This is a genomic window from Glycomyces harbinensis, assembly GCF_900101745.1.
Taxonomy (GTDB): Bacteria; Actinomycetota; Actinomycetes; order Mycobacteriales; family Micromonosporaceae; genus Glycomyces; species Glycomyces harbinensis.
On the sequence record NZ_FNAD01000008.1, the window covers coordinates 179,845 to 206,431 of the forward strand.

Genomic DNA, 26,587 nt, shown 5'->3' on the forward strand with positions numbered 1-26,587 from the left:
CGCCGACCATCGACATCCTGGGGGACTCACCTTGCAGACCACACCGACCCGCCGCCGTTCGCGAACCGTCGCACTCGCCGCGGCCGCCGCCGGCACCGCCGTGGCCGTCACCGCGGTCGCCGCCACGATCCACGCCGAGGCCGCCGTCGTGAACCTGAACCCGCTGGAAAAGGCGCTCGGGTTCAACGCCTTCGTGGAGAACCGGACGATCCTCGCCTCGACCGAGGCCGAAGGACCGATCGCCACGGGCGGGGACCTCCGCATCGAGGGGTCCTACAACGTCATGATCCACGACACCGGCTCGTTCACCGCGCCCGGCGACGCCGCGCCCAGCGCCCTCGTGGTCGGCGGCCGCGTCGACTACACCGTCGACCTGGCGACCTCCGTCGTCCAGGTCCTCAACGGCGGCTATGTCAAGATCGGCGACCTGAGCGGCACCAGCGTCCTCAACACCGACGGCAACGGCGCCTCCGTCAACACCCACCTCGTGGCCGCGGGCGAGGACTACAACAGCACGCCGCGCATCGAACTGACCGCGCAGCAGCCGATCGACTCGGTCGGCCCGACCTCCCCGATCGACTTCGCCGACGCGTTCGCGACCTTCCGGTCCGAGGCCGCCGAGCTGTACGCGTGCGAGGCCGCCGCGGTCGAGATGACCGACAGCTCGGGAGCGGTCGTCCCCAAGGGCCAGGTCGGCACCAACCAGCAGATCCGCATCACCCTGGAGCAGGGCAGGACCAACGTCATCAACCTCACCGGCGAAGATCTCAACAACATGTCCGACCTGACGTTCCTGAACCCCCCGAGCGCCGACACGCCCCTGCTCGTCAACGTCGACACCTCCGGCACCGGCGGTGAACTCGACTGGCGGGTCGCCACGCAGGCCGGCATCAGCGGCCCCCAGGCGCCGTACATGCTGTGGAACTTCGACGACACCACCAGGCTCCGCATCGCCGCCGGCGACACCGTCGAAGGCAGCATCCTCGCGCCCGACGCCGATTACTCCGACATCAGCCCCGCCAACGTCGAGGGCCAGATCATCGCCAAGAACGCCAACCTGGGTGAGATCGGCGAGAACGGCGGCGAGATCCACCACTTCCCGTTCGCGGCCGAACTCACCTGCGAGAGCGACGAGCCGAGCATGTCGGCCGACGGCTCCACCGGCGCCACCGACGGGCCCACGAGCGGCGACGGCACGACCGGCGCCGACGGTACCGACGGGCCGGGCGGATCGGGCGGCGACTCACTCGCGACCACCGGCGACTCGATGCGCCCCCTGATCATCGCCGCGGGCGCACTCGCGGCGCTCGGCACCGCGGCGGTCGTCGCCACGGCCGTGCGGCGAAAGGGCGCCCGGAGCTGATGACATGAAGCGGCCCCTCGCCTCGCTCGACCGCGCCGAAGCGCACGCCTGGACCGCACTGGTCCTCACGGCGCTCGCCGGGGCGGTCGACGGGGCCGGGTTCCTCGGCCTCGGCCAGCAGTTCGTCGCGAACCAGACCGGGAACGCGGTCCTGCTGGCCGTCGCGGTGTCCGGGGACCTCACCGGCCGCGAGGACGGGCTCTCCCCCATCGGCCCGCTGTGGTCGCTCGCCGGGTTCGCACTCGGCACGGTGCTCGCTTCCCTGGCGACGCGACGGCACGTGCTCACCAGCTTCGGGGTGCCGTTCCTCCTCGTGGCCGAGGTCGTGGCGCTCGCGGCGGCGGGACTGGCGGGGCCGACCGAGCTCGCGATCGCGCTGGCGGCGTTCGCGATGGGCGTGCAGTCGATCCACGCGGCCCGGATCGGACTGTCGGGGGTGACCACGACGGTGCTCACCGGGACGCTCATCGCGATGTCGGTGAACCTGTCCGGAGGGCGCGAGGACCTGCGCACGGCGCGGCTCCAGGCCGGGGTGTGGGCGGTGTACCTGGTCGCGGCGGGGCTCGGGTCGATCCTGGCGAACGCGGTGTCGTTCAGCGCGGTCTGCTGGGTCGCCGCGGCGGTCGCGGCGGCCATGGCGGCCGCCGCGTTCGCCGAGGCCCGCCACCGGGGCTCCGAGGGCTGACCGGCCCGGCTCAGGCGGCGCGGACGTGGATGCCCGGGGTGCGCACCAGCGGCCACTTGCGGTCCTCGGCGACCCTTCGCGCGAGGTCGTCGGCGGCCGATTCCCAAGCGGGGTAGAGGAAGGCGAACCCCGCCCCTTCCAGGCGGCCGGGGATGACGCGGCGGCTCTTGAGCAGGAGCTCGGTGTCGCTGCGCATCGCGAACGCGCCGATCTCGGCCATCCAGCGCGTCGCGGGGAGGCCGACGTGGCCGCCCCAGGCGCGCCGCAGGACGCGCATGAAGTCCTTCTGCCGCAGGGGGTGCGGCGAGGCCAGGTTGACCGGGCCGGTCAGGTCGGTGTGGCCGATGAGGAAGCGGACGGCGCGGACGAAGTCCTCCTCGTGGATCCACGACACGTACTGGCGCCCGCCGCCGATCGGGCCGCCGAGGGCGAGCAGGACCATGCGGGAGAGGACGTCGAAGACCGAGCCGCGGTCGGGGCTCATGGTCATCGCCGAGCGCATGGCGATCTTGCGGGTGTGCGGGGTGTCGGCTTCGTCGAGGGCGCGTTCCCAGGCCTGTGCGATGCGGATGCTCTTGGCCCAGTAGGCGGGTGCGTCGGGTTCGGTGCCGCCGATGACGCCGGTGGCCTCGTCGTTGGCGCGGCCGAAGGTGTGGGCGTAGATGGTGGCGGTGCTCGCCTGGAGCCAGACGGCCGGGGGTTTGCGGGCGGCGGCGATGGCCTGGCCGACGACGCGGGTGCTGTCGACTCGCGAGTCCATCATGGCCTTGAGGTTCTCGGGGGTGTAGCGGCAGCTGACGCTGCGGCCGGCGAGGTTGACGACGGCGTCGGCGCCGTCGATCGCCTCGACCCAGTGGCCGAGGGTGCGCCCGTCCCAGTGCATGTGGTGGGGGCGCGAAGGGGTGCGGGTGAGGACGATGACGCGGTGCCCGGCGGCGAGCAGGCCGCGCTCGAGGACGGCGCCGACGTTGCCGGTACCACCGGGAATGACGATCTTCATGGGGCTTCCTCCTTTGCGCCAACGATACGCCAGAACTTGAACACGTTCAAATATGATCTTGGCATCACTCGCGGGATCACTCCGGAAAAAACCGGGGACGAAAGCACCGAACTGTCACACCCCGCAGGCACCCTTAGATCGGGGGCGCTGCAGACCGCGGCAATCAGAATTGCCCCTGCCCGAAAATCGCAAGCTCGACAGGCGCCGGAGTGTCACACCCGCCGGGCACCCTTTGAACCGGGGGCGCTCGCGAACCGCCGCATTATGGATTTCCCCTGCCCTGAAGACCTCACAGGCGCGGCCGGGTCGACCTCGCTCCGCCGGAGTGTCACACCCGCCGGGCACCCTTGAATCGGGGGCGATTCCGAACCGCTTCCGGTTGGATCTCCCCTGCGCCGAAACCGGACGGCGCCGAAGGTGCGCGGGCCGGAATGTCGGTGGGGTGCCGTAGCCTGCCGGGGTCTAGACGACCGAGGAGGCCCGGTGAAGTTCAGGAAGATCGATGAGCGGCGCTCGATGCGCAGACCGCTGTGGGAAGCCGAGCGGCTGCAACCGCTCGAAGAGCCGCCCGATCCGGACTTCGAGCTGAGCGAACGGCTGCTCGACGGACTCCAGTGGACCTCCGCGCAGGCCGACGGCAGCCTGGACCAGTCACTGGTCCGCAGCACCGACCTCTCGGGAACGGTCTTGACGCCCTTCGAGATCGTCGACACCACCATCGAGCGGTCGGTGCTGTCGAACAGCCGCTGGGAGCGGGCGACCGCGCGCCGGCTCGAGATCACCGACAGCAACCTGGTGGGCTGGCAGACCCAGTTCTCGCTGGCGCAGGACGTCTACATCGCCGACTGCCGGGCCGATTTCGCCGGGATCTCGATCGGAAGCGCGAAGGGACCGGTGGTCTTCGAGCGGTGCCGCTTCATGAACGCGACGTTCCTGGGCGACTTCTCGAAGACGGTGTTCATCGAATGCACCTTCCCGGGCGCCGACTTCTCCCGTGTGGCGAACGCCAAGGGCTGCGACTTCCGCCAGGCCGAGCTGGGCGGCATCACCGGCCTGATGAGCCTGCGCGGGTCGCTGATCACGGCCGACCAGGCGGTCGAGATCGCCGGAGAGCTGGCAAAGGCCGCGGGGTTCAAACTGGCATAGCCCGGTTGCGGCGTTGCGGCGTTGCGGCGTTGCGGCGTTGCGGCGTTGCGGCGGCCGATCTTGACCATCACCGTTTCACTCGGCCAGTTGCAACGCCGCTCCCGCTTCATCGCTTCGACCGAATTCGTTCACTGCTCGGCTAGATCACCTCCTGGAAGGTCCCGTCGTGGACCTCGCCGGTCCGTCCGCCGTCCTCGTCGAGCGAGAAGAAGGCGGTGATCCGCTTGGTGTTGAAGTCCATGACCTGTGTGACGGCCGTGCCCGACTCCTCGTTCCAGCCCACCAGGTACACCCCCTCGGCGACCTCTCCCACATACAGGTCGACCGTGCCCGAGCCGCCCTCGGTGGCGCCGTCGATCATCTCGTAGCGGAGCTTGTCGCCCCCGGGTCCGTAGGTGTTGCGGAAGACCACCCCGTTGTCGAGACGGATCTCGAAGACCTTCCCCGCGAACGCGAAATCACTCATGCCCGGCTCCCTTCGTAACCTTCGCCGATGCCCTGAATCAGACCGATTGAATGCGGCCGCCCTCCAACCTACGAGTTGAGCGGCGCGCAATCCGGCGATTCGCCGACTCCGAATGCTCAAGAACGGTCATCACCGCCAACCTGTATCACTCCTTCTGCATCGTTGCCCGTCACTCGCCCCCTTTCTCAACGCCCGTCGCCCGATCGGTGGGACCTGCGTTCGCTGAACCGCCGCAGGCCTCGATGGCTTGCGTCGCGATTTCGAGGCGGACTCGGAAGTCCGCGTCTTCGGATGCCGCCAGCGCAGCCAAGGTGGTCTGTCTGCGCCGCAGCGACCTTTCCAGCCATGCCCGCCAGTCGGCTGTCTTCTCGGCCGCCGCCACGGTCTCCGGTCGCCAGACCGGCATCGGTGCGCCGGTGGCCGCGAATCGCGGGTTCGGTTTCAGACCCTCGGGTTCGGGAAGGAAGTCGCGGATCGCGGCTCCGGTCCAGCCTCGCGAGCGAAGGAATGCGTTGGTGATCCAGACCGTCGGATCGCCTCGCTGCACGAACTGCGGTCGCGGACTGGTCGACTGGCCGCCGGATGCGGCCGGCGTCTCGGGTGCCGTCAATGGCCCACGGAGGTGCGTCGGTGCGGGTGGAGGAGCGGCCTGTCGCGGTTTGGTTCTCGGTGCGCTCGGGGGTTTTCGCCGACGCTTTGCTACGGAGCCTTCCGGAGGGTTCACCGGTTCGGCGGTGCGTTCGGCTGCGGCCTTCGTGGTTGCTGTCGGCCCGCTCGGTTCCCGCGTCTGCCGCGGCTCGGGGCCCGGCTTGGTCTCAGGCGCGGCTCGCGCCGGTTCGGCTTGCTGCGCTTTCGCTTCGGCGAGACCCAGTTTCCAGGCGGTCTGGGTCAGCGAGCGGACCAGCCACTTGGTGAAGTGCTCGCGCAGCGGTTCTGACGGGACCGTCGCGAACGGCAGTGCCTGCGCGACCATCTCCGGTCCCCGCAATGGGTCGCTCCGGTCCGAGGGCGGTCTCGGATCCGGTCTCGTCGCGCCGAGCCCGCGTCCGATGCCGCCTGCATCCGGCGGGGCGACGCCCGCCAATTCCTCGGCGACGCCGCCCGGGACGGGCGGGATCGCGCCGAGCAGGTGATCGGGGAAGAGGGTCGGGCCGCTTGCAGTGGTTTCAGGCTCCGCGTCGGTCAAGACGCTCGCGCTCGGCGGGGCGATGCCCCCGAGGTGGTCGGCGAGGGCCTTCGGCCCGGCCTGCTTCCGTGAACTGCCTGATGGTCTCGTTGTCGCCATCGCACCGTCCGATCGGTGATCGCGCTTCGCCCGAAGGCGCCGCGCTCGCTATTCAGTTGCCTCGGCGACCGTACCCAAGGGGTCCGACAATTTCCGTTCCAGCGCCTCTCAGCTGGGAAGACGCGGGTCGCGCGGTTCCTGTCAGCGACTCGTCAGCGCGATGTCAGCGCGTGCGGCGATCGTTCACTTCGACAGCAAGGACGGCCCGGGCCCACCGCCTCGGCCGCTCAGAAGCACCCGCGAGCCGGGTCCACCGAAGGGACGCCATCATGACCGTCGAAGAACTCAACGAGACCGTCGCCCAGTACGCCGAGGCCTACGCCGTTCCCGGCGTCTCGGTCGGCATCTGGCACCAGGGCCGCGAAATCTACGCCGCCCACGGCGTCACCAGCGTCGAGAATCCGCTCCCGGTCGACCGGGACACGATCTTCACCCTCGGCTCGATCAGCAAGAGCTTCACCGCGACCGCCCTGGTGATCCTCGCCGAGCAGGGCAAGGTCGACTTCGACGCCCCCGTGCGCCGCTACCTGCCCGGCCTCGAACTCGCCGACGAGGAGACCGCCGCGTCGATCACCGTCGCCCACCTGCTCAACCACACCGCCGGGCTCGACACCTGGATGCTCCTGGACACCGGCGACGGCGACGACGCGCTCAAGACCTATGTGGACAATCTGGAGGAGTTGACCGTCATCGGGAAGCCGGGCGAGCGCGCCTCCTACAGCCAGGCCGGCTTCAACCTCCTCGGCCGGGTCATCGAGGCCGTCACCGGCACGACCTACGAGAAGGCCGTCTCCCGGCTCCTGCTCGAACCGCTGGGCCTGGAACGCTCCACCTTCTTCGCGGCCGAGGCGATGACGCACAGGTTCTCCCTGGGCCACAACGTCGACGACGAGGGCACGACCGTCTCGCGGCCCTGGAAGCTCCACCGCGCCCAGAACCCCGGCGGCGGCCTCGCCTCCACCGCGAGCGACCTCGTCCGCTGGGCCCGGTTCCACCTCGGCGACGGCACCGCCCCGAGCGGTGAGCGGCTGGTCTCCGCCGAGGCGCTGCGCGCCATGCGGAACCCCACGGTCGAACTCCGCGGCAGCTCCACCGGCGACGCGTTCGGCATCTGCTGGTTCCTGCGCGAGATCGACGGCGCGGCCTCTTTCGGGCACGGCGGGTCGGCGTACGGCCAGTTCGCGGACCTGATCGTCGTGCCGGAGCACGATTTCGCGATCGCGGTCGCCACCAATGCCGCGCCGGGCGGCACGCCCTGCAACCTGGCGGTCATCCGCTGGGCGCTGGAGCACTACCTGGGCCTGATCGACCGCGACCCCGAGCCGGTCGCCTACGAGGCGGTTCGCGCCGCCGAGGTCGTCGGCGACTTCGACGTGGACATGATGACGGTGACGGTCACCGACGAAGGCGGGCGCCTGACGCTCGCCGCGCGGATCAAGCCGGAGCTGCGCGAAGCGTCGGAAGACGAGCTGCCCGCGGACTGCGAGCCCGCGCACATGGGGTTCCTCGCCGAGGACGGCGACGACTACATCATCACCGAGGGGCCGCTGGAGGGCCAGCGCGGCTACTTCGATCGCGGTGAGGACGGGGCGATCACCGGCATCGACCTCGGCGGACGCGAGTTCCGCCGGGTCGTCAGGGCGGATTGAGCCGGCGCGACCAGCGGGAACGGCGCCCTGGGACGAAGCCGGGCGAGAACGGTGCGGGCCGGTCGGAGCAACCCGACCGGCCCGCACCGTTTTGTCGCACCCGCGATGCACCCTTGTGTCAGGGGCCCATGCGCCGGCCATCGCCTTCGGCGTGGGCTGAAACGCGCAGGCCGCGGGTGCGGTGACTCCGCACACCCGCGACCCCGAAGAGGCACTGTTCTGTCGCACCCCTGGGCCACCCTTGTGTTCAGGGGCCCAAGCGGCGCCACTCGCCTTCGGCGTGGGCCGGAACAGCGACGGCGACAAGGCCGGTGATTCGGGACACTCGCATCGATTGGATCTCGAGGTTGTGTCGTACCCTCGCGCCACCCTTGTGTCTGGGGGCCCACACTCCGATCATCGCCTTCGGCGTGCCTCCCGGGATTGCTCTCCCGCCTCTCCCCGGCTCGTCGCCACCTCAGGGCACACTTGCCCGTATGCGCGTACTCCTGCTCGGGTCCTTCGCCATCCGCGACGACGCGGACCGGCCCGTCGAGCTCGGTGGGGCGCGGCTTCGCGCGCTCGTCGCCCGCCTCGCCCTCGAACCCGGCCGCGAGATCTCGGCCGACACCCTCACCGACGCCATCTGGGAAGACGACGCGCCCTCCGCGAACGCCCTCCAGGCCCTCGTCTCCCGGGTCCGCCGCGCCATCGGCTCGGAACGGCTCACGCGCGGCGCCGCCGGCTACCGCCTCGCCCTCGACCCCGGCGACATCGACGTCCTCCGCTTCGAACGCCTCGCCGAGACCGGCCGCCGCACCGCCGACCTCGCCGTCCTCCGCGAAGCCGAAACCCTCTGGCGCGGAACGGCCTTCGCCGACCTTCTCGACCTCCGCTTCGCCCGGGCCGAAGCAATCCGGCTCGAACGCCTCCGCTCCGAGACCACCCGCGAACGCCTCGCCCTCGAGACCGCCGCCGGCACCGACGTCCTCACCGAACTCGAACCGCTCGCCGCCGCGCACCCGCTCGACGAACGCTGGCAGACCCTGCACATGCGCGCCCTCTACGCCACCGGCCGACCGGCCGAAGCCCTCGACGTGTTCGAAAGGGCCCGTGAGCGACTCGCCGACGAACTCGGCGCCGACCCGTCCGCCGAGCTCGCCGAACTGCACCTCCGGATCCTGCGCCACAGCACCGCACCCGCGGCCCGCCCCGAACGGCGCCGCACCAATCTCAAAGCCCAGCTGACCAGCCTGGTCGGGCGCGAAGACGACCTCGAAGCACTCGCCGGCGCCGTCGCGGCCTCGCGCCTGGTCACCGTCACCGGACCCGGCGGCGCGGGCAAGACCCGGCTCGCGATCGAGGCCGCCTCCCGCATGTCCGACCTTGCACCCCAAGGGGTGTGGCTGGTCGAACTCGCCGCGGTCGTGGACGACGCGGACGTCGCGCCCGCGGTCCTGCGCGCCATCGGCGCCCGCGAATCCGGCCTCCTGGAGCCCTCCGCGCACGACGCCGCCTCCCGCCTGGAGGAGTACTTCGCCGACCAGGACGCGCTCCTGGTCCTCGACAACTGCGAGCGCCGCATCCGGGCCGCCGCCGATCTCGCCGCCCGGCTCCTGGGCTCCTGCCCGGGCCTGCGCGTCCTCGCCACCAGCCGCGAAGCCCTCGCCATCGGCGGCGAGCGCCTGTACCCGATTCCGCCCCTGCCGATCTCGGACGACCGTCCAGAAGAGAGCCCTGCGGTCCGGCTCTTCTGCGAACGGGCCGCCGCCGTACGACCCGATTTCGCACTCGACGCGGTCAACACCGCTGCGGTCGTGGAGATCTGCCGCCGACTCGACGGCCTGCCACTCGCGCTCGAACTGGCCGCCGCGCGCATGCGGGCCCTCGACGCGGCCCAGATCGCCGCCCGCCTGGACGACCGGTTCGCGCTGCTCGCCGGGTCCGACCGCACCGCCCCCGAACGGCACCGCACCCTGGAAGGCGTCCTCGCCTGGAGCTGGGACCTGCTCTCGGATGCCGAACGGACACTGGCGATGCGCATGGCGGTCTACCCCGGCGGCATCGGACTCGACCGGGTGGAGGATCTCGACGCGCTCGCCGGGCTCGTCGAGAAGTCCCTGATCGAGCGCCATGGCGAGCGGTACCGGATGCTGGAGACGATCCGCTTCTACGCCGCCGTGCAGCTGCACCGCAGCGGCCGGGCCGAGACCGAACGGGACGCGAAGGCCCGATACTGCCTCGACGTGGCCGAACGCTCCGACGACGAGATCCGGTCGGCGACCCAGCTCGAGGCGATGGCGCGACTGGACGCCGAGCACGACAACCTGCTCTCGCTCCTCTCCGCGGCGGTCACCAACGGCGACAAGGAGACCGGCCTGCGCATGGTCGCGGCCCTGTTCTGGTACTGGCACCTGCGCGGCTTCCGCACCCAGCTCCAGCACTGGTTCCCGGCGGTCCTGGACCTCCCCGGCGAGGTCCCCGCGTCGCTGCGCCCCGCAGTCCTGCTGATGACGGGCATGGCGCAGACGGTGAACGACGACCTCGAAGCGGGCGCGCGATCGATCTCCGAGGGCATCGCCCTGGGCCGCAAGGCGGGCGCGGCCATGCGGGGCAGGTCGCTGCTGGCGATCGCCCCGGCCTTTCTCTCGGACCCGAACGTCGCCAGCGACCCCGAAACGGCCGAGGGCTGGGAGCTGGGCATCATCCTGCTCACCGCGGCCGCCGTCGGCGAAGGCTCCACCGGCGCCGCGGGCATCGCCCAGGTCGAGCGGGCCGAGGCCGAGTTCGCGAAGCTCGGCGAACGCTTCGGCCTGGCCTCGACACTGCGGATGCGCGCCGAGTACTGGGCTCGCCACGGCGACCACGACGCGGCCGAGGACGCGCTCGCGCAGGCGGCTCGGCTGTTCGACGAACTCGGCACCGCCGCCGACGCCGCCGAGACCTACGCCGAACTCGCCCTCACCACCGCACTCGGCGGCGCGGTCGAACAGGCCTGGGAGCCTCTGCGTCTCGGCCTGGAACGGGCCGACGCCGACCGCGACCCGCACACCACCGCCTACGTGTGGTGGTGCCGCGCGCAGGTGCTGCTGTGCGCCGGCGACGTCGAGGCGGGACTGCGCGAGCTCGCCGCCGCCGAGCACGTCTTCGACGGCACCGCGAACGACTCGCGGGTGCAGGTGTGGGGGGCGGCGCTGCGCGCCGTGGTCGCCCTCGCCGACGGTGATGCGGCCCTGGCGAAGCGGCGCCTCGACGCGTTGACGGACGCGCATGTCGAGGGTGCGGCGAGCCCGAATCTGGCCGTCGCCGCGCGCGTCGGCGCGGCCATCGCCCTCGCGGACGGCGACGCGGCCCGAGCCGCCGCGCTGCTCGGCGCGGCGGCCGGGCTGCTGGGAACCGAGGACCGCCGCGGCTACGACAAGGCGCTGCGCACCTCCGAGCGGACGCGCGCAGCGCTGGGAGACAAGGTGTTCGAGGCCGAGTACGCCCGCGGCGCCGAACTCGGCCGCGACGACGCGATCGCCCTGCTGCGCCGCTAGGGAATCCCCGCACCGGCGAGCTGCCGGCCGCAAGCCAGGGTTCGACCGCGCGCCCGAGCGCCGGCCCGCGCCCCTGGCATCCTGAACCCTCACCCTGCATTCGGAGGAGCGCGTGGCCGCGGACTATTACATCGCCGACACCGAGAACGGCGACCACATCGACGACCCTTCCGAGGACGCGCTGTTCATCCTGATCAGCGAACTCGAACGGCCCGGCAACACCTTCGTCGTGATTCGGCCGCACAATGGCAGCCCCGCATGGTCCGCCTCGGTTCGCCTGCTGCCCGACGGCGGGTACGAGGTCGAGCGGCGGGACGACCGCCGCGGCGAGCATCGCCGGGACCCGGGCGAGGACATGAGCCGGATCGCGAACGACCTGACGATCTGGCTCGCCGCACGATTCCGGGCGGCTGAGCGGTAGCCCTGGCGGCGAAGGCGAACGGGTCCGAGGCGTCCCGCGGCGGCGCACCAGATGCGGGACCGCTCCATTCGCGACGGTTCAGGCCTTCTTGAAGTGGGCCCGGGCCGGGTGCAGGGCCGGCAGGATCATGTCGAGCACGCCGCCGAGGAGGACCACCGCGAACCGGGCGCCTTCGAGGACCGGCAGCCAGGCCGGATAGGCGGCGTAGTCGGCCTCCAGCAGGGCGGCCGCGTCGAGCGAGCGGACGGCCCCGCTGTCCGAGGCGTCGAACAGCGCCTGCACCTTCTCGGTCGCAGTCGCGTTGCCGGCCATGATGAGTGCGTTCCCCGCCGGCAGCAGCGGCAGCGCGAAGAAGGCGATCGTCCGGGCGAACCGCTTGCCCGCCAGGAGCAGTCCGCCGAGGAGTGCGATGAGAGCGGCGATCGCGAACGGCGCCCAGATCGCGACGCCGTGCTCCTCGAAACTGAGTCCGGCCTCGGCCAGCACGCCGGGGTCTTGGCCCTGGCGGGCGGCTTCGGCCTCGGCGGCGGCCTGGACGTCGGCGCCGTACAGCAGGCCGACGAGCGGGATCGAGGCGAACGCCGGCGCGATCGCGAAGTGCAGAACGGCGGCGGTGACGGTGGCGGGACGGGCGGGGCGGAGGGTGTTCACGGCGTGCTCCTTCGGCTTGGGCGGGTGTGGATCCGAGCCGGGCGCCGCCGGGAGTCCGTTGGCGCCCAGCTCCATGCCGATAGGTTCGCGCCCGGCGCTGACGGGCCGCTGATATCGCGCTGGTACGGGGGCGCGCCCGCTGACGTTCATGCGATCTGGTCGGGCCGCAAGGGCTTGCATGACGGCGCCGCCCGCGACCGGGTGGTCGCGGGCGGCGTTCGGGTTTCCGGTGTCAGGTCTGTGGTGTCGGTCAGCGTGTCAGGCGGCGTATCGGACGGTCAGGGAGCCGACGCCGGAGTTCACGTTGATCACCCGGTCGGCGGTCGTGCCCGGGTCGGTCGCGATGTCGATGTGCTGGTCGCCCACACCGGAGTCGAACCGGACCGCGTAGGTGGTGCCGTCGTCGGGAACCTCGATGACGACGTCGCCGGTGCCCGAGGTGATGGTGATGTCGCCGAGGACCTGCTCGAATTCGAGGTTCACGTCGCCGACGCCGGTCTCGATTTCAAGTTCGGAGGTGCGCAGGCCGAGGCCTTCGACGCTGCCGACGCTGGTCTCGGCGTTGACGGCGCCGTCGACCCCGTTGATCCGGATGTCGCCGACGTCGTTGCTGACGGTCGCCGCGGTCCCCGCGGGGAGGCCGAGCGTGTAGTCCACGCGGCAGTCGTCGGCGCCGCCCCACAGGGCGAGGCCGGAGTCGCATCCGGCGTCGGCGCTGAAGTGGCCGCCGTGCATCGCCTCGGTGGCATCGGGTTCGGCCCCGCGCCATTCGACGTGGGTGCGCAGTTCGAGCATCGTCCCGGGGGCGTCCTCGATGACGATGTCGCCGACCTCGACGTCGACACTGGCGCTCGCGACGGGGCCGGGGTACTCCTCGGTGAGGGTGTACTCCTCCCTCGGCGAGGAGGCCGACCAGATCCATACGCCGGCGACGGCCATGACGAACAGGAGCACGGCGGCGGTCAACGTGCCGCCGACGATCCACCAGACCTTGCGGCCGGAGTACGCGGGTTCGTCGGGCTGGGCGGTGTCGGACTGTTTCACGGGGGTGTCGATCATGACCGGTCCTTCGGGTTGCCTTGCAGGAACTTGAGAATGGCGAGCACGCGGCGGTTGCCGCTGTCGGAGGGCGGGAGTCCGAGTTTGGTGAACATCGAGTTGATGTGCTTGCTGACGGCGCCTTCGGAGAGGAACAGGGCCTCGGCGATGCCGGCGTTGGAGCGGCCTTCCGCCATGTGCGACAGGACTTCCCGCTCCCGCGGGGTGAGGCGGTCGAGCTCGTCGCCGTCGCGGCGGACCAGGAGCTGCGAGATGACCTCGGGGTCGAGGGCGGTCCCGCCGCCGGCGACGCGGCGCAGCGAGTCGAGGAACTCGGCGACGTCGGCGACGCGGTCCTTGAGGAGGTAGCCGATGCCGCGCATCTGCCCGGTGAGCAGGTCGACCGCGTAGCGCTCCTCGACGTACTGGGAGAGCATGAGGATCGCGAGGTCGGGGTAGCGGCGGCGCAGCACCAGGGCGGCGCGGACGCCTTCGTCGCTCTGGTCGGGGGGCATCCGGACGTCGGCGACCACGAGGTCGGGGCAGTCGCGCTCGACCGAGCGGAGCAGGGCCTCGGCGTCGCCGACGGTGTCGATGACCTCCATGCCGCCGATCTCGATGAGTCGGGCGAGGCCTTCTCTGAGCAGGACCGAGTCTTCGGCGATCACGACGCGCATGGCAGCTCCGCTTCGATGGTGGTGGGCCCGCCGAGCGGGCTGGTCAGGTGGAAGGTGCCGTCGACCGAGCGGACGCGGTCGGCGAGTCCCTTGAGGCCGGTGCCGGCTTCGGGGTCGGCGCCGCCGCGGCCGTCGTCGGTGACCTTGAGTCGCAGGCGCTCGCCGTCGAGCTGGACTTCGACCGCGGCGTGCTGGGCGTCGGAGTGCCTGGCGGCGTTGGTGAGCGCTTCGGAGACCACGAAGTAGGCGACGCCTTCGACGTCGCGGGGGGCGCGGCGGTCCATGTCGACCTTGACGCGGACCGGGACGGGCGAGCGGGCGGCCACCGCCGAGAGCGCGGCGTCGAGGCCGCGGTCCTCCAGGACGGCCGGGTGCAGGCCGCGGACGAGGTCGCGCAGGTCGGTGAGCACCTGCTTGGACTCCTCGTGGGCCTGGGCGAGGGCGCGGGAGGCGTCCTCGGGCAGGTCGGTGAGGGTGGCCCGGGCGATGCCGAGGTTCATGGCGAGGGAGGTGAGGCGCTGCTGGGCGCCGTCGTGGAGGTCGCGCTCGATCCGGCGCCGCTCCGCATCCGCGGCATCCACAGTGGAGTCGCGGCTGGCGGCGAGGTCGGTGACGCGGGTCTGCAGTTCCTCGACCCGGTTGGTGCCCAGGAGCTGCCGGGCCATGAGCTCGTCGACCCAGGAGAAGAGGCGGGTGATCCACGGGGCGCCGAAGGTCACGATGACCCCCAGGGCGAACAGGATCCAGTGCCGCGGGCTCAGCCCGGTGGTGGTGGCCCCGAACAGGGGCGAGAAGAGCATCGCCGGACCGAACGTCCAGGCCGCCACCGCGAAGAACCCGGCGAGCGGGCCGTAGACCCCGGAGATGACGTGGTAGGCGAACTGGCGCCAGGTCCTGGGATTGCGCAGGAAGTCGAGGACGGCGCGGAGCTCGAACGCCGCCGGTTTCGTGAACGACGTGTCGGGCCAGCGGACGCCGAGGTAGGCGGAGTGGCGGCTGCGCTGCACCACGGTCAGCACGGAGCTGACGAGGAGGATCGCGCCGAGCACGAGGACCGGGACGACGACGGTGAGGAACGCGGCGAACGCCGGGACCAGCAGGACCCCGATGAGGATCCCGCCGAGGGCGCCGATCAGGGAGCCGGTGACCAGATGCATGAGGGAGCGCCAGGTCTCCCCGGCCCAGAGGGCCCGCACCGCGATCCGCGGGGCTTGTCGCCAGGGGAGCGCCGGCGTAGCTGAGATGTCCATGCTTAGAACAGTAGGTTCGCCGCGCGGCCCGCACATTGCCGCTGACGCCCGACTCGGGGGTGGAGAAAACCTCACCCCCGAGCGGGTGGCACTTTCACTCGCAGCCGGTGCCGTCGCCGTCCCGGTCGAGATGGCCACCGTAGCCGGGGTCGCCGCGGTGGACGGGCGCGGCGCCCGCGTCGCGTGCGGCGTCGCAGTTCTCGTAGTAGACGCTGCCGCCGTCGTCGTCATCGTCGCCGGAGTCGCCACCGGAATCGCCGCCGCCGGAGTCGCCCCCGCCGCCGCCGGAACCGGTGTCCTCGCAGCCGGTGCCGTCGCCGTCGCTGTCGAGCCCGCTGCGGTAGCCGGGGTCGCCTTCCTCGACCGGTGCGGCGCCGGCGTCGCGTGCGGCGTCGCAGTTCTCGTAGTAGACCTCTTCGACCTCGGGCGCTTCCTCCTCGGTTTCGGGTGCGGGTTCGGGCGAGGCCGAGGTGGTCTCCTCGGCAGGGCCGTAATAGGTCGGGCCGTCGGTGGCGGGGTCGAACGCGCGCTCGGCCGACTCGCTCTCGGTCGGCTCCTCGACGATGGTCTCCCGTTCGGGTTCGTCGCCGTCGATCATGTTGATGACGCCGCCGCAGCAGAGCACGGGGACGGCGAAGACCAGGATCACCAGGACCCGCTCGGCCGTCGACATCTGGGACCAGGACTTGACGCGGGGCCGTTGCGGGCCCGCGGCGGAGGGATCGGTGGACACGGGCGTCTCCGATGGGGTAGGAGGAGTGTGCCGGGGTACGAGCAGGCTATGCCCGCGCACGAGGCCCGTGAATCCCCTGCGCGGTCGACTGGCTACCAACCGTTAGGCCCTCACCCGTTCGGGGCGAATCGAAGGGCCGCAGCACGAAACCAGGCCGGGAGCGATGCTCCCGGCCTGGATCTTGTGGTCGAGTTGACAGGATTTGAACCTGCGACCCCCTCGTCCCGAACGAGGTGCCGCCGGCACGGAGTGCCGCCAAAAAGCACTGCCAAGCTGCGCCACAACCCGATGTTCTCTTTTCCGCCGCGCACGGAAAAGGGGGCCTTGCGGCCCCCTTCATGTGGTCGGGTTGACAGGATTTGAACCTGCGACCCCCTCGTCCCGAACTAGCCCTGTCGAAACTACAGGGACCCTTGTCGACCTGCTGAGATGCGGTCATATTTGCTCTCCGACCTGCGGAAACGTACTCAGGAAACGTCCCTGAGCGCACCTGCGGGTCCCCGCCAGTCCCACCTGGTTCGCCCAGCAGGAGACCAGCAAGGAGAGCCAGCCCCATGGGGTATTGCGAAAAGCGAATCACCAAAGCAGGACAGCCCCGGTACACCGCCATGTACCTAGACGTCGACAACAAGTACCGCTCGGCGGGCACCTTCGATCTGAAGAAGGACGCCAAGAAGGCGTGGCAGAAGGCCGAGTCGAAGGCCCATGAAGGCCAGGGCGAGTACCTGGTCCGTGGCCGAATGAGCTTCGAGACCTATGTCAACGAGCACTGGAAGCCGAACCTCACCGTCGAGGTCAAGACGCTCGAAACGTACTCCTACGAGCTCCACGCGCACATCCTCGGCTACTTCGCCGAGCGGCGCATGATCGACATCCGCGCCGCCGACATCCGCCGCTGGCTCACCCAGTTGAAGCAGGGCGGTGTCTCGGCCGCGACCCGGAAGTACCTCAAGACGCTCCTGTCCACGATCTTCTCCAACGCGGTGAACGACGACATCGTCCCGGCCAACCCCTGCCTCAAGGTCAAGACCGAGAAGGTGGCGAAGAAGGCGCTCCGGATCGTCACCCCGGAGCAGTACGACAAGTTCTACGCCGCGCTCGTCCACGACATCTGGAAACTCCTGGTCGAAGTCGCGATCGAGACCGGCATGCGCTGGGGCGAGATCACCGAGCTACGCGTCAAGGACTTCGAGCCCAAGCAGCACCGCCTCCGCGTGTCCCGGGCCGTCGTCCAGGTGAACCGCAAGTTCCACCCGCAGGGCGGACGTTTCCTCGTCAAGCCGCCCAAGGACCACGAGCAGCGTGTGCTCCGTATCCGCGAGGGCCTGACCAAGCGCATCAAGGACCACATCGCCACCCGCAACCTGAAGAAGGAAGACCTCCTCTTCTGGTACATCCCCGAGGCCATCGAACCCGGAGTCGTCGAGCCCGCGCCGATGGATCTGGGTCGGACCGAGCCCAACGAGAAGGGCCGGACTTACCAGCACGGCTCCATGAGCGCGTACACCGCTGGCAGGTGCCACTGCGAACACTGCAAAGACGCAATGACGGACTACCGCCGCAAGCGCCGAGCATCGGGAAAGGATCAGCCGCGCAGGCAGCGTCGCTGGGACACCGATGGGCATATCCCGAGTCGATGGTTCCGCGAGAGGGTCATCCGGCCCGCGCTCGCCGCTGCGGATCTGCCGGTGGACATTCGGATGCACCTGCTGCGCCACGCCCACGCCTCATGGCTCCTCAACGGTGGTGCGACCCTAATGGATGTCAAGGACCGTTTGGGGCATGCCAGTATCCTCACCACCGAGCGCTACCTCCACACCGTGGACGACTCCGGCATGGCGGCACTCGACGCGCTGGAGCGGGTCCGCCAGGGCGGCCATCCGGACGTAGAGGTCCTTGGTTCGGTCATCCTTACCGGGTTGGTGTCGCAGGAGCCGCTGAACCAGGACGAGCTCGCGAAGATCGACTCCCAACTGCTGTTCAGCTACCTGGGGACCTTCCAGGCCGAGATGAACAGGCGCCTGATCCAGAACGAGATGAAGATTGGTGCGGCTGCATGAAGCGCATCTTCAAGTCATTGCGGCGCTGGGTAACTCGCCCCGACCGGCCGAAGCCCGCCGAGAGCAAAGTCCCCGCGGTGAAGCCGATGGTCGACTCCCTCCCGATCGGCCCGGGTCTGATTTACCCCGACGTGCTCCCAGAGAACGTCTGGGGCTCGAACCTCCGCGGCATTCTCCCGCGCGCCGATTGGGACCGGCTCCGCATCCCGGTGTGCGAGGCGGCCGGAATGCGCTGCGAGGTCTGCGGCCAACCTGGCCATGACCCGCAGACCGGTCGCCCCCGTCGCCCGGACTGCCACGAAATCTGGCACTTCGAGGTCACTTCCACCACGGCGGTCCAGCGTTTGGCACGGCTTATCGCGCTCTGCGTCGATTGCCACCGACTGCAACACATCGGCCTCGCGAACCTCCGCGGAGAGGAGTCTCTCGTGAAAATGCAGCTCAAGGCCGTCAACGCCTGGAGCAACGACGAAATCGACCTAGCGCTCGAGAACGCGGCCGAACGCCTCAACTGGCGCAGCCGGTACAACTGGGACCTCGACCTCTCGCTCCTGGCTGGGAAACTCCAGATCAGGGGGTACCCGTGCTTGGTGATTGCCGCAAAGGATCGGCGTCGCTTGGGAAACTCGTACTTCACAAGGTAGAGATCAGGCAAAAGGGGCGGTGCAGAGTTTCGGCACCGCCCCAAGTCAAAACACCGGGACCATTCTCGGTAGGCCCGAAGCAAAGGGACCAGACCCGATGGGAACTCGAGGGCAAGCGAAATCAGTTCAGCGGCGGGTGCTCGTCATTACTTCCGTCTCATATGGACGCGCAATTTGATTGCTTTCTTATCAGTCACGAAGGTGGAAACGTACCCACGTTCCTTGAGATCGCTTACCAAGAGGCGATGGGTCTTATCGTTCGGCAGGACCACTGCCTTATGCCCTGGAACAATTAGGTCCCCGTATGATCCACCGAGTCCCTGAAGTAGTTCGTGCACGTGATCAATTTCAATCAACTCACCCGAAGAATTAATAAGGCCTAGGATGGTTGTTGTCTCTGTCGCCCCGCCCGCAATGAGCGCCTTGATCTGATCGAAGTCAAGATCCCATTCTTGCTTAAGCGCTTCACGTGCGATTGCGACAAAGACTTCAGAAGCAGCACCTGCTGCATATCGTGGCAAGTCGGAAAGGACTCGTAGCTTGACTTGCTCGTCGATCTTGGGGCTGCGAAATAGGCTGCGTACCTGATCGGGTGGCAGCAGCGAGGGGTTCATGAAATCGAGGAAGTTCGCGGACGCCGCGATTGCTGCTTCTCTTGTCTCCCAGTCAAGCATATGGCTGTTTTCAAACGAGCTGGCGGAATCTTCCAGGAGTTTCTCCTTGATCAACTTGCCGATGAGTGGGCCGGATTCCGCGGTCACATCCTCGATTCTCAGGGGCTCCTCCAAATTGAGCCCCTTTGCCAACGACACACGCGTCTCTACGTCCTCCAGGAAGGTTCTGTCGTTTACCAGAGCAATGCCGAGCGCCTTCCGCTCAGCCAAGCCAGCCTCGGCGGCCTCGATGATCTTGCCCTCGTGTCTTAGCAGCTCTGCCAACGACCGGTCAATCCCGTCGAAAGCAAGGACGTAGGCGGCCACGTTTGCGAACCTGGCTGGGAATCGTTGACCTTGCGCCAGCGCCGGCCATACCTCGGACGGGACCACGTGGATGTCTTCAGTCTTGCAGGCAGGGTTTGAGAGCCGCACAAGATCCTTGAATGGCCCCTCCTCGCGCACGTCGTCGAGCACGGACTCGAATTCGTCGGGGTCGGCGATCGAGTACCAGGGCGTATCCGCTTCGTCGATCAATCGGAGGTAATCGTCAAGGCTGTCGGTGGCATACTCGTATACCCGGCTGCTGCGCCTTCGGATCTGGTCGAGCGCGAGGTCATCTCCATCGCTGATGAGCGCCAGGTTCTCGGCGGTGATCGCATAGACGCGCTCCTCAGCGACTGATTCGAGTGCCGCTGGCGAAAGCGGGTCCAGATCATGGAGGGTCGCGCCAGCGGCAGAGAAGAGCTCAACGGCGCTCTTGACTTCGATAGGTTGCGAAGTCTTCGTGACTAGTGTGAACTTCGAGTAGTTCGCCTCGATGTAGGTACGCACGCTGTCGTCGAGGTCGTATCCTAGATCGGAATCCCAGCTTGCCAGGGCCGCATCAAACAGGTCTAGCCGAATTTCGTCGCCAACTGGGGCCCTTGCGGCAAGGTAGGTAAAGGCATCATCCCACATCGGTGTCAGTGCGCGTATGAGCTCTCTTTTACGCGCTCCATGGACGACAAAATGATCGATGAATTCGTATTCCGATTCTCCAAACCCCAGGAGTTGCGCGATGAGTTCACCCGGTTCACCTATTGCTAGCAGGTGGTCAAGAACCCACACGTTGAGCATGACGCGATCCCGCAATATCTCAGATCCCCTATTGGCAATGATTGCCTTGATGTCGTCCGGCGTGAGCTCGTAGAGCGGGTCTGGCTCTCCTTGGTCCACGTTCCGGAGCAAATACTGCAGCGCGCGCACGCTGAGATGTTCTTCGTAGTATGACGATACGTAGAGCATGAAGTACTGGTCGATGTAGCCGTTGGCAACGAGGTCACAGGGGAGCTTGTCGACGAGATGTCTCTTGGTCAGAGCACGGAATGTTCCACCCTTGCCTGCATTCTCGGATTGCTCGTGAAACTCTGATCGACCGTAAAGTTGCTTCCAGGTGTGATGGTCCAGGAATTCAAGTTCGTCTTCAATGGCCTTCAGTCGACGCTCAGTCTTAGCACGGTCAGCTGCCTCCCAGAGTGCTGACCCAGGCTCTTCTCCGAGGATATTGGCGAGGTCGTTCAATGTAAGTTCCAAGAGAACCGCCTGCCGAGGATGAGGCTTTACATTGATCGATTTCTTCCCCGCAACCAAGCTTTTCCAGAATTCAGGCGTGCGTATTTCACCCATATCTAGGATCCGCCCGTCGAGCTCGATGGTCGCGTTATCCGACTTGCGGCCAGAACTCGGAGAACTCCGCACAAGTAGCTTGGCCTGCTGTTCCAGCAGATCACCCAGCTTGACGCTTCTCTCGCTCAAGGCAGTATCATCCTTCAACCGGCTGCGGAGACGAGCCCGTTCGCTTGCTAGATCGCTGAGGTTTACCTCGACAAGCTGCCGCCATTCTCTATAGAGATCGTCGAGTCGACTTCGTCCGTGCCGGATTTTTTCAAAATCGGACATATAGACGTGCTTGTAGACTACGAGGGCGAAGAGTTTGTCAGCAGTCAAGTCCGGCACCGCCCCGGGATGATCAAGGAGTTGGCGTCGGTAGATTTCGAATTCGTTGCGGATATTGATAATGAGCCGCATATCTGGGATATGTACGGCAACGAGCCGGATTAGCTCATCGGAGACTCCTCCAGTGCCCCGATCCATTTTCCGGCTCATGAGGTCACGCGCATTTTGGTGGGTGATGAATGGAACCACCGGAACTACCAGGTCGAAGAATTTGGTCCGATCCGCGCGCTCTAGCTCAACCTGCGCTCCATCGATGCCGCCTCCGGTGACGAGTTCCAGTTTCTCAAACAGACTGTCTTTGACCGCATAGACGAACTTGATTTTCCGTTTGCGCAGACTTCGCGACCATGAGCGCAGCTGCCCAGCTCGATTAAGAAGGACGTTGAGAGCTCGAAGTTCCTCGAATATACCGAGATTATCGAACCGGTCAATATCTTCGAAGATGACGATGTCCCGCTTGCTGATCTCAAAGAAGTAGACGATCTCGTCAAGATACTCGTCGAAGTAGCTTCCCCGATCCGAGGAAAGAGTCAGTGAAGTTGGTCCGGCAGTGAGCTTCTCAATCACAAATCTTCCACGGAACAGGTACCGAACTCCCAGCCAGCCGGCGCTCGCGCAAAGGCCGATGCCGACATACAGGCTCCAGGCGGGAGCAGAAGGTATGGTACTGGACAGTCGGCCCAAGATTGGTTGATCGCCGCCCGTTAGAAATAGGATAATCAGTGCAATAAGCCCGCATATCAGTGCACCGGTGAGTTCACGTAGGAAGTTCGGGCGGGATATCCGATTGAATCTGGATTGAGGTGTTTTGCTGGGCTTCTCAAGATAGAGAAGTTGCTTCACGATTTCCTTTTGGATCAGATTGGTTGTCGATTTCGCATCCACAGCTCGGGCGGTAGGCTCATTCGTCTGAGCCGCTGTCGACGAGTCTCCGAGAGTGGAGAGCGAAACCTCAACGACTCGATTTTTGTATGTTTGGACGATCTTCTGCAAGATGCTGCTTTTGCCGGTACCGTATGGTCCAGTTACAGCGATGTTCCTGGCGGGGATTTCCTCATTGAGCGCTTGCCTTATGGCAGCGACATAGATCGAATGAGCCTCAGGCTTGTACTCGGGCGCCAAGCTGTACATCTTGAGCCGCTTGGCCACCGACTCGCCTTCGGGTTGAGAGGCGGATCTTGAACGCGTCATCCCATGATCCTAGACCGCGATTCCGAGATCGGGCGGGCCGTCTCATCCCAAATTGACTCCTTTGCAGAGCCATCTTGGGCAAGAAGTTCCAGCGTTGCTTAGCGACAGCGTCTCCAACAACATCGTCTCAATAGGCAAAGGATACTCAGGGCCAGAGCTCCAGGAGGCCGAAGTTGTATCCGGTCCGACACCTCACAATCATCAAGACTCACTTCGATGCCGTCGAGCCCAGGCTGCGCCAAGGAGCAGAGGCGTCAACCAGCCGGAAAGCGACCGAACGCACCGCGTTCTTCCAGGGCAGCATGTAGGAATTGGTAACTGCTTTCGCAGGTTGAGGCGTTGGGTCTTCTTCCGGAGATCTTCGAGGGTGGCGGCCGAGCGCTGCTTCTGGGCTTCGTAGACGGCGATGGCGTTGGGGTCGGTAGCGCGGACCCAGGCGTCGTTGCCGTCGAGGTTCCACCAGTGGCCGGCGTATTCCGCGGTCATGTCGAGGAGCGGGGAGAGCGGGCGGACTTCGCCTCGGCGCCAGTGGCGGCGCATCTCGGCGGCGGTCATGACCATGGGGAGTCCGGTTCGCGAGGGCTGGGCAGCGTTGCTCATCGGGTGCCCTCCGCTCGGCCGTGCTGCGGAGCGATCCCGGACTCGGGAGTGGGTGCAGGTGGTGCGTGCGGATCGATCTGGGCCGGGTTAGCGAAGATCGATGCCGGGCTGACGCGGATCTGCTGCTCCAGCTCGGGTTCTGGTGTCGCGCTCAGGTTGTGCCGAAGGTCTTGGGCTAGAAGGTGGCGAGCTGTGTCGAGACCGGTCTGATCGGTGATCTCCGTGCGAGAGAGCCTTGCAACGAAGGAGGCATCGGGCTCGATGTAGGTAGGCGGAGTATCGCCCAAGGATTTCGCGATTTCTTGTGCCTTGGCGATCTGCCAGACCAGGCTGACGTCGGAGGTGTAGTCGCCGTCCCAGGCGGCGGAGGCGACGGCCTCATAGGCGACGCGGCAGCGGAAGTCCTGGACGGTTTCTGGCGGGACGATGCCGACGAGGGTCCTGGCCTGTTCTGGGTAGGCCATGAGGGAAGCGACGAGAAGTTCTTCGTGGCCGGCACGGGTGGCGGCTTCAGGGGCTATGGCGGCTACAGCTTGGTCGGGCCAGGGCGTGTTGAAGAGTTTCTGGTATTGCTCGACGTGGTCCTGGTTCGCCGCGATCGTGACGAGTTCGCGTTGGGCGCTGGCATCGAGGACCATGCCGACGTAGAAGGGAAGCTGCTCGGTGTCAGGTGCTTCCGCTCGCAGAAGTTCAAGGCGGTCGGCGTCAAGGCCTGGTGCTGCGGCCTGCTCAGCAACGGCACGGATCAGCTCGGGTCCTTCAAGGGTGGGCTGTTCGCGGTGGATGTCATTGACCACTTGATAGACGCGGGCGTATCCGGGGTGGGCGAAGTCGTTCGCCTGGATCTGGTCAAGGGCGAGGTCGGGTTCGTCAAGGACCGCGGCGAGGTAGCGCCGCTCGGCTTCGGTCAATAGGGTCGACATTGGTTGCAGTCCTTCGGGTTAAGGCTGTTCGGTAGCGGCGAGGCTGTCGAGTCGGCGAGCCAGGTCGGTGTCGGTGACCTTGTTCCACTCACCAGTCTCGCTGTCGCGCGCCCACCAGTCGTCGAAGGAGCGTGCGTACTTGTCATCGCCGAGGTCGAGGCTGCGTGCGCTGCCGAGTTCGAGGCGGCGGTGCATTTCAGCGGCAGGCAGTCCGCTTGTGGGTCTTGCGGTTCGGGTGGGCTGGCTCGCTGGTGCGGCGATGGCGTTGGTGGAATCTGCTTGGAACCATCCGGCTTTGAGGTCGGTTTTCGAGCGCTCGGCCAAGGGCTGCCCGCCGCGGTGTTCAGCGGCGCAGCGTTCCGCGTAGAAGCGGATCTGGCCGAACAGGTTGCGCAGGTCGGTGTGCCAGTACCGGGCGTGCTGGGCGAGGCCACCCGCCTCTTGTCCGATGAGGACACCTGATTCGGTGTCAGTGGTGTACAGGGCCTCGCGCCACATCTTCAACGCCCACAACTCCTCGATGAGGCCGGGATGCTGAGGCCAGCACTCGGGGAGGCGCGAGGAGATGGAAAGCTCGTACCGGTCGTGGAGCCAGGCGACCCATTCGACGAGACCGGTCCAGGCCTCGGATCGCTGCTCGTCGGTCATGGAGTGCCATTCGAGCAGGCGGCCCTTGATCGCAAGGACACCCGATCCGGAACCGGATGCGGACGTGCCGCTGTCACCTGACGCGCCGTGTGGTCGGCGCAGCGTCGGCGTTGAAGGCCGTTGCGGCTGGGCAGGTGTCGACATGCTGCCGTCCTCTCCTTGGTTCAGCGGGCCGTGCCGCGCCAGCGGTCCACAGACTCTGCGACGGCCGCGCCGCGCCCGAGCATCTGCTTCGTCTCGGTGGCCGACCGCTCGTAATCCTTGGCTTCAGCCGACTCGTAGTGGCGGCGCATGAGGGTCTTGACCGCAGGCGTGGAGGCGTGGATGACGAGGGCTTCGCCGCGGTCCGCGTTGAGAGTGCGCACTTCTTTGGAAGTGATGGTCGACCGCTCGCGCTCGGTCGGGGAGGTGGAGCTGCCGTTCGGGCCGTGCTGCCGGTTGACGACGTGTTCGCGCCAGGTGCCGGAGAGGTCGGCGAACCACTGCGCTTCCTCCCCTGCGAGGCCAGCGAGCGCAATCTTCACGGTCGATGCGCCCCAGAGCATGTCGGCGCCGTCGCGGCCCCAGCGAGCGCGGGCCTGGGCGATCTCTTGCAGGATCGCGACGACAAAGATCCCGGACCCGGCCGAGTACGACATGAGAGCCGGGAGGTTTTCGAGCGGGACGACGTTGGCGACCTCGTCGAGGATGAGCCCGAGCGGCGGGTCGAGCCGCTCGGACGGGGACTGGTCGGCCAGATTGGTGGCGACTTCGGTGACGTGGTCGACGAACGCGGAGATGAGCGGCGCGAGCTGGCTGCTCTGGGTGGAGGGCGCGAGGAGGTACATGGTGCCCGACTCGCGAAGGAACTGCTCGATGTCGATCGAATCCGCAGGGTGGCAGGAGAACAGCCGCTTGGCCTTGGCTGACAGGAGCGGGGTGACCGCGGTCTGGACGGTGTTGAACAGGTCGCCGCGGGAGTCGGGGTTGCCGTTGTAGAGCGAGAAGAGGTTCCCCGCAACGCCGGGCACCGTGCCCGGGTTGGCACGCAGCAGTTCGATCGGTTCGTTGTCGCCAGGGTCCATGGCCCAGCGGACGACGTCGTCCATGGTGCGGCCTTCGAGGGCGGCGATGTGGAGCCAGCCGGCGAGCAGGTTGACGGCGTTGTTGTGGAAGTAGCCGGCATTGGTCGAGTCGCCGCCGCTCCTGCCGACGGTGACCATGACGTTCGCTCGGCGGCGGGCCTGGTCGTAGTCCTCGCATCCGGCGACGGGGCTCCACCTGAGCGGGTAGGGCCATTCGGTGTCGGAGACGTCGAGGACGGCGACCGGTCCGGTGTCGCGGCGGAGTTCGTGGGTGGCGAGGACGACGTCGCGGCGGATGGAGGTCACCAGTGCCGGGCCGCGCCAAGCCCGCAGCCAGGGGATGATGACCTGGCTGGTCTTGCCTTGGCGGGGTGCGGCGAGGACGAGGATGGAGTTTTCGATGCTGGCCGCCAAGCGCTTCCCGAAGCCGCCGACGGCGCGGCCCAGGTCCACGGCGACGTCCTCGATCTCGGCTTTGCGGCCGAGGTCAGGGCGTAGGCGCTTGGCTTTCCTGAGTGCGGCGCGGTGGGTGAGTGCACGGTCGAGCTCGGCGGCGCTGGCGAAGCCGCGGGGGCTGCGGACGGTGCCGAGGAGCCGGATCAGGAGGATGCCGGCAGCGGTCAAGACGCTGAAGACGAGAAGGGCGGCGATGTAGAAGCCGACCGGGCCGGGCAGTTGTGCGGCGACCGCTTCGGGCCAGGCTTGGGCCGGGTCGTCGAAGTTGCCGGACAGTCCGGGGAGGATCTGCGCCATGTCGTCGAGACTGGTGTCGGGCCAGTTGAAGCGGAACAGGAGTCCTGCGACCTGGCCGGTCAACCAGATGCCGAGGAACGCGCCGAAGACGATGTAAAAGATCGTGTACCAGAGCACGTCGTTGATTGAGTCGGTGCTGGTTCCAGAGGACTGGGTGGACATCAGGAGGCC

20 protein-coding genes and 1 tRNA gene are annotated in these 26,587 nt (G+C 67.5%); 8 read left to right on the forward strand and 13 right to left on the reverse strand.

What is annotated here, in order from left to right; translation table 11 throughout:
• Positions 1–31 precede the first annotated feature (31 nt).
• Complete coding sequence (locus tag BLQ63_RS15175; RefSeq protein WP_177154951.1) at positions 32–1,363, forward strand: choice-of-anchor A family protein; 1,332 nt, start codon at positions 32–34, stop codon at positions 1,361–1,363.
• Positions 1,364–1,367: 4 nt separating this feature from the next.
• On the forward strand, positions 1,368–2,048 hold the full coding sequence (locus tag BLQ63_RS15180; RefSeq protein ID WP_091036609.1) for a DUF1275 family protein: 681 nt from the start codon (positions 1,368–1,370) through the stop codon (positions 2,046–2,048).
• Between the two features lie 10 nt (positions 2,049–2,058).
• Here BLQ63_RS15180 and BLQ63_RS15185 read toward each other — a convergent pair whose 3' ends face one another.
• Positions 2,059–3,048 (reverse strand): TIGR01777 family oxidoreductase, encoded by a 990-nt coding sequence (locus tag BLQ63_RS15185; RefSeq protein WP_091036611.1) that lies wholly within the window; start codon positions 3,046–3,048, stop codon positions 2,059–2,061.
• A 483-nt stretch (positions 3,049–3,531) separates the two neighbouring features.
• On the opposite strand from BLQ63_RS15185, the gene BLQ63_RS15190 reads away from it, so the two are divergent.
• Positions 3,532–4,194, forward strand: a complete 663-nt coding sequence (locus tag BLQ63_RS15190) for a pentapeptide repeat-containing protein (protein ID WP_091036614.1) — start codon at positions 3,532–3,534, stop codon at positions 4,192–4,194.
• A gap of 139 nt (positions 4,195–4,333) precedes the next feature.
• Here the strand turns inward: BLQ63_RS15190 and BLQ63_RS15195 are convergent, their stop codons facing one another.
• On the reverse strand, positions 4,334–4,660 hold the full coding sequence (locus BLQ63_RS15195; protein ID WP_091036617.1) for a MoaF-related domain-containing protein: 327 nt from the start codon (positions 4,658–4,660) through the stop codon (positions 4,334–4,336).
• A 169-nt stretch (positions 4,661–4,829) separates the two neighbouring features.
• The gene (locus tag BLQ63_RS27870; protein WP_143014918.1) at positions 4,830–5,846 is read right to left on the reverse strand and encodes a hypothetical protein; all 1,017 of its coding nucleotides are present in this window, start codon (positions 5,844–5,846) and stop codon (positions 4,830–4,832) included.
• Between the two features lie 368 nt (positions 5,847–6,214).
• Between BLQ63_RS27870 and BLQ63_RS15205 the strand changes: the two genes are divergently transcribed.
• From BLQ63_RS15205 to BLQ63_RS15215, 3 genes are all read left to right on the forward strand, one after another.
• Positions 6,215–7,594: a serine hydrolase domain-containing protein gene (locus BLQ63_RS15205; protein WP_091036623.1), complete on the forward strand. Its 1,380-nt coding sequence runs from the start codon at positions 6,215–6,217 to the stop codon at positions 7,592–7,594.
• 476 nt (positions 7,595–8,070) lie between these two features.
• Entirely contained in the window at positions 8,071–11,112 is a 3,042-nt protein-coding gene (locus BLQ63_RS15210) for an ATP-binding protein (RefSeq protein ID WP_091036628.1), read from the forward strand.
• A 112-nt stretch (positions 11,113–11,224) separates the two neighbouring features.
• Positions 11,225–11,533, forward strand: a complete 309-nt coding sequence (locus BLQ63_RS15215) for a hypothetical protein (protein ID WP_091036631.1) — start codon at positions 11,225–11,227, stop codon at positions 11,531–11,533.
• A 78-nt stretch (positions 11,534–11,611) separates the two neighbouring features.
• On the opposite strand, the gene BLQ63_RS15220 is transcribed toward BLQ63_RS15215, so the two are convergent.
• From BLQ63_RS15220 to BLQ63_RS15245, 6 genes are all read right to left on the reverse strand, one after another.
• Positions 11,612–12,184 carry a hypothetical protein gene (locus BLQ63_RS15220; RefSeq protein ID WP_143014919.1) on the reverse strand — a complete coding sequence of 191 codons (573 nt, stop codon included), beginning with the start codon at positions 12,182–12,184 and terminating at the stop codon, positions 11,612–11,614.
• 258 nt (positions 12,185–12,442) lie between these two features.
• On the reverse strand, positions 12,443–13,243 hold the full coding sequence (locus tag BLQ63_RS15225; RefSeq protein WP_091036640.1) for a DUF4097 family beta strand repeat-containing protein: 801 nt from the start codon (positions 13,241–13,243) through the stop codon (positions 12,443–12,445).
• Positions 13,240–13,899: a response regulator transcription factor gene (locus BLQ63_RS15230; protein WP_091036644.1), complete on the reverse strand. Its 660-nt coding sequence runs from the start codon at positions 13,897–13,899 to the stop codon at positions 13,240–13,242. The genes BLQ63_RS15225 and BLQ63_RS15230 overlap by 4 nt, the downstream gene beginning before the upstream one ends.
• Positions 13,887–15,149 carry a sensor histidine kinase gene (locus BLQ63_RS15235; protein ID WP_218125286.1) on the reverse strand — a complete coding sequence of 421 codons (1,263 nt, stop codon included), beginning with the start codon at positions 15,147–15,149 and terminating at the stop codon, positions 13,887–13,889. The genes BLQ63_RS15230 and BLQ63_RS15235 overlap by 13 nt, the downstream gene beginning before the upstream one ends.
• Before the next feature lie 94 nt (positions 15,150–15,243).
• A complete protein-coding gene (locus BLQ63_RS28895) occupies positions 15,244–15,882 on the reverse strand; it encodes an excalibur calcium-binding domain-containing protein (RefSeq protein WP_218125287.1) in 639 nt (212 codons plus the stop codon).
• A gap of 184 nt (positions 15,883–16,066) precedes the next feature.
• Positions 16,067–16,170, reverse strand: a tRNA-Pro gene (locus BLQ63_RS15245).
• A 266-nt stretch (positions 16,171–16,436) separates the two neighbouring features.
• Between BLQ63_RS15245 and BLQ63_RS15250 the strand changes: the two genes are divergently transcribed.
• Positions 16,437–17,942: a tyrosine-type recombinase/integrase gene (locus BLQ63_RS15250; protein ID WP_091036647.1), complete on the forward strand. Its 1,506-nt coding sequence runs from the start codon at positions 16,437–16,439 to the stop codon at positions 17,940–17,942.
• The gene (locus BLQ63_RS15255; RefSeq protein WP_091036650.1) at positions 17,939–18,586 is read left to right on the forward strand and encodes a hypothetical protein; all 648 of its coding nucleotides are present in this window, start codon (positions 17,939–17,941) and stop codon (positions 18,584–18,586) included. The genes BLQ63_RS15250 and BLQ63_RS15255 overlap by 4 nt, the downstream gene beginning before the upstream one ends.
• A gap of 146 nt (positions 18,587–18,732) precedes the next feature.
• Here the strand turns inward: BLQ63_RS15255 and BLQ63_RS27885 are convergent, their stop codons facing one another.
• The 4 genes from BLQ63_RS27885 to BLQ63_RS15280 form a co-directional block, all read right to left on the reverse strand.
• Positions 18,733–22,428, reverse strand: coding sequence for a YobI family P-loop NTPase (locus BLQ63_RS27885; protein ID WP_143014920.1), 3,696 nt, complete (start codon positions 22,426–22,428; stop codon positions 18,733–18,735).
• A gap of 596 nt (positions 22,429–23,024) precedes the next feature.
• Positions 23,025–23,951, reverse strand: a complete 927-nt coding sequence (locus tag BLQ63_RS27890) for a hypothetical protein (protein ID WP_143014921.1) — start codon at positions 23,949–23,951, stop codon at positions 23,025–23,027.
• Between the two features lie 18 nt (positions 23,952–23,969).
• The gene (locus BLQ63_RS15275) at positions 23,970–24,599 is read right to left on the reverse strand and encodes a hypothetical protein (RefSeq protein WP_091036665.1); all 630 of its coding nucleotides are present in this window, start codon (positions 24,597–24,599) and stop codon (positions 23,970–23,972) included.
• A 164-nt stretch (positions 24,600–24,763) separates the two neighbouring features.
• Entirely contained in the window at positions 24,764–26,578 is a 1,815-nt protein-coding gene (locus tag BLQ63_RS15280; protein ID WP_091036669.1) for a type IV secretory system conjugative DNA transfer family protein, read from the reverse strand.
• Positions 26,579–26,587 lie beyond the last annotated feature (9 nt).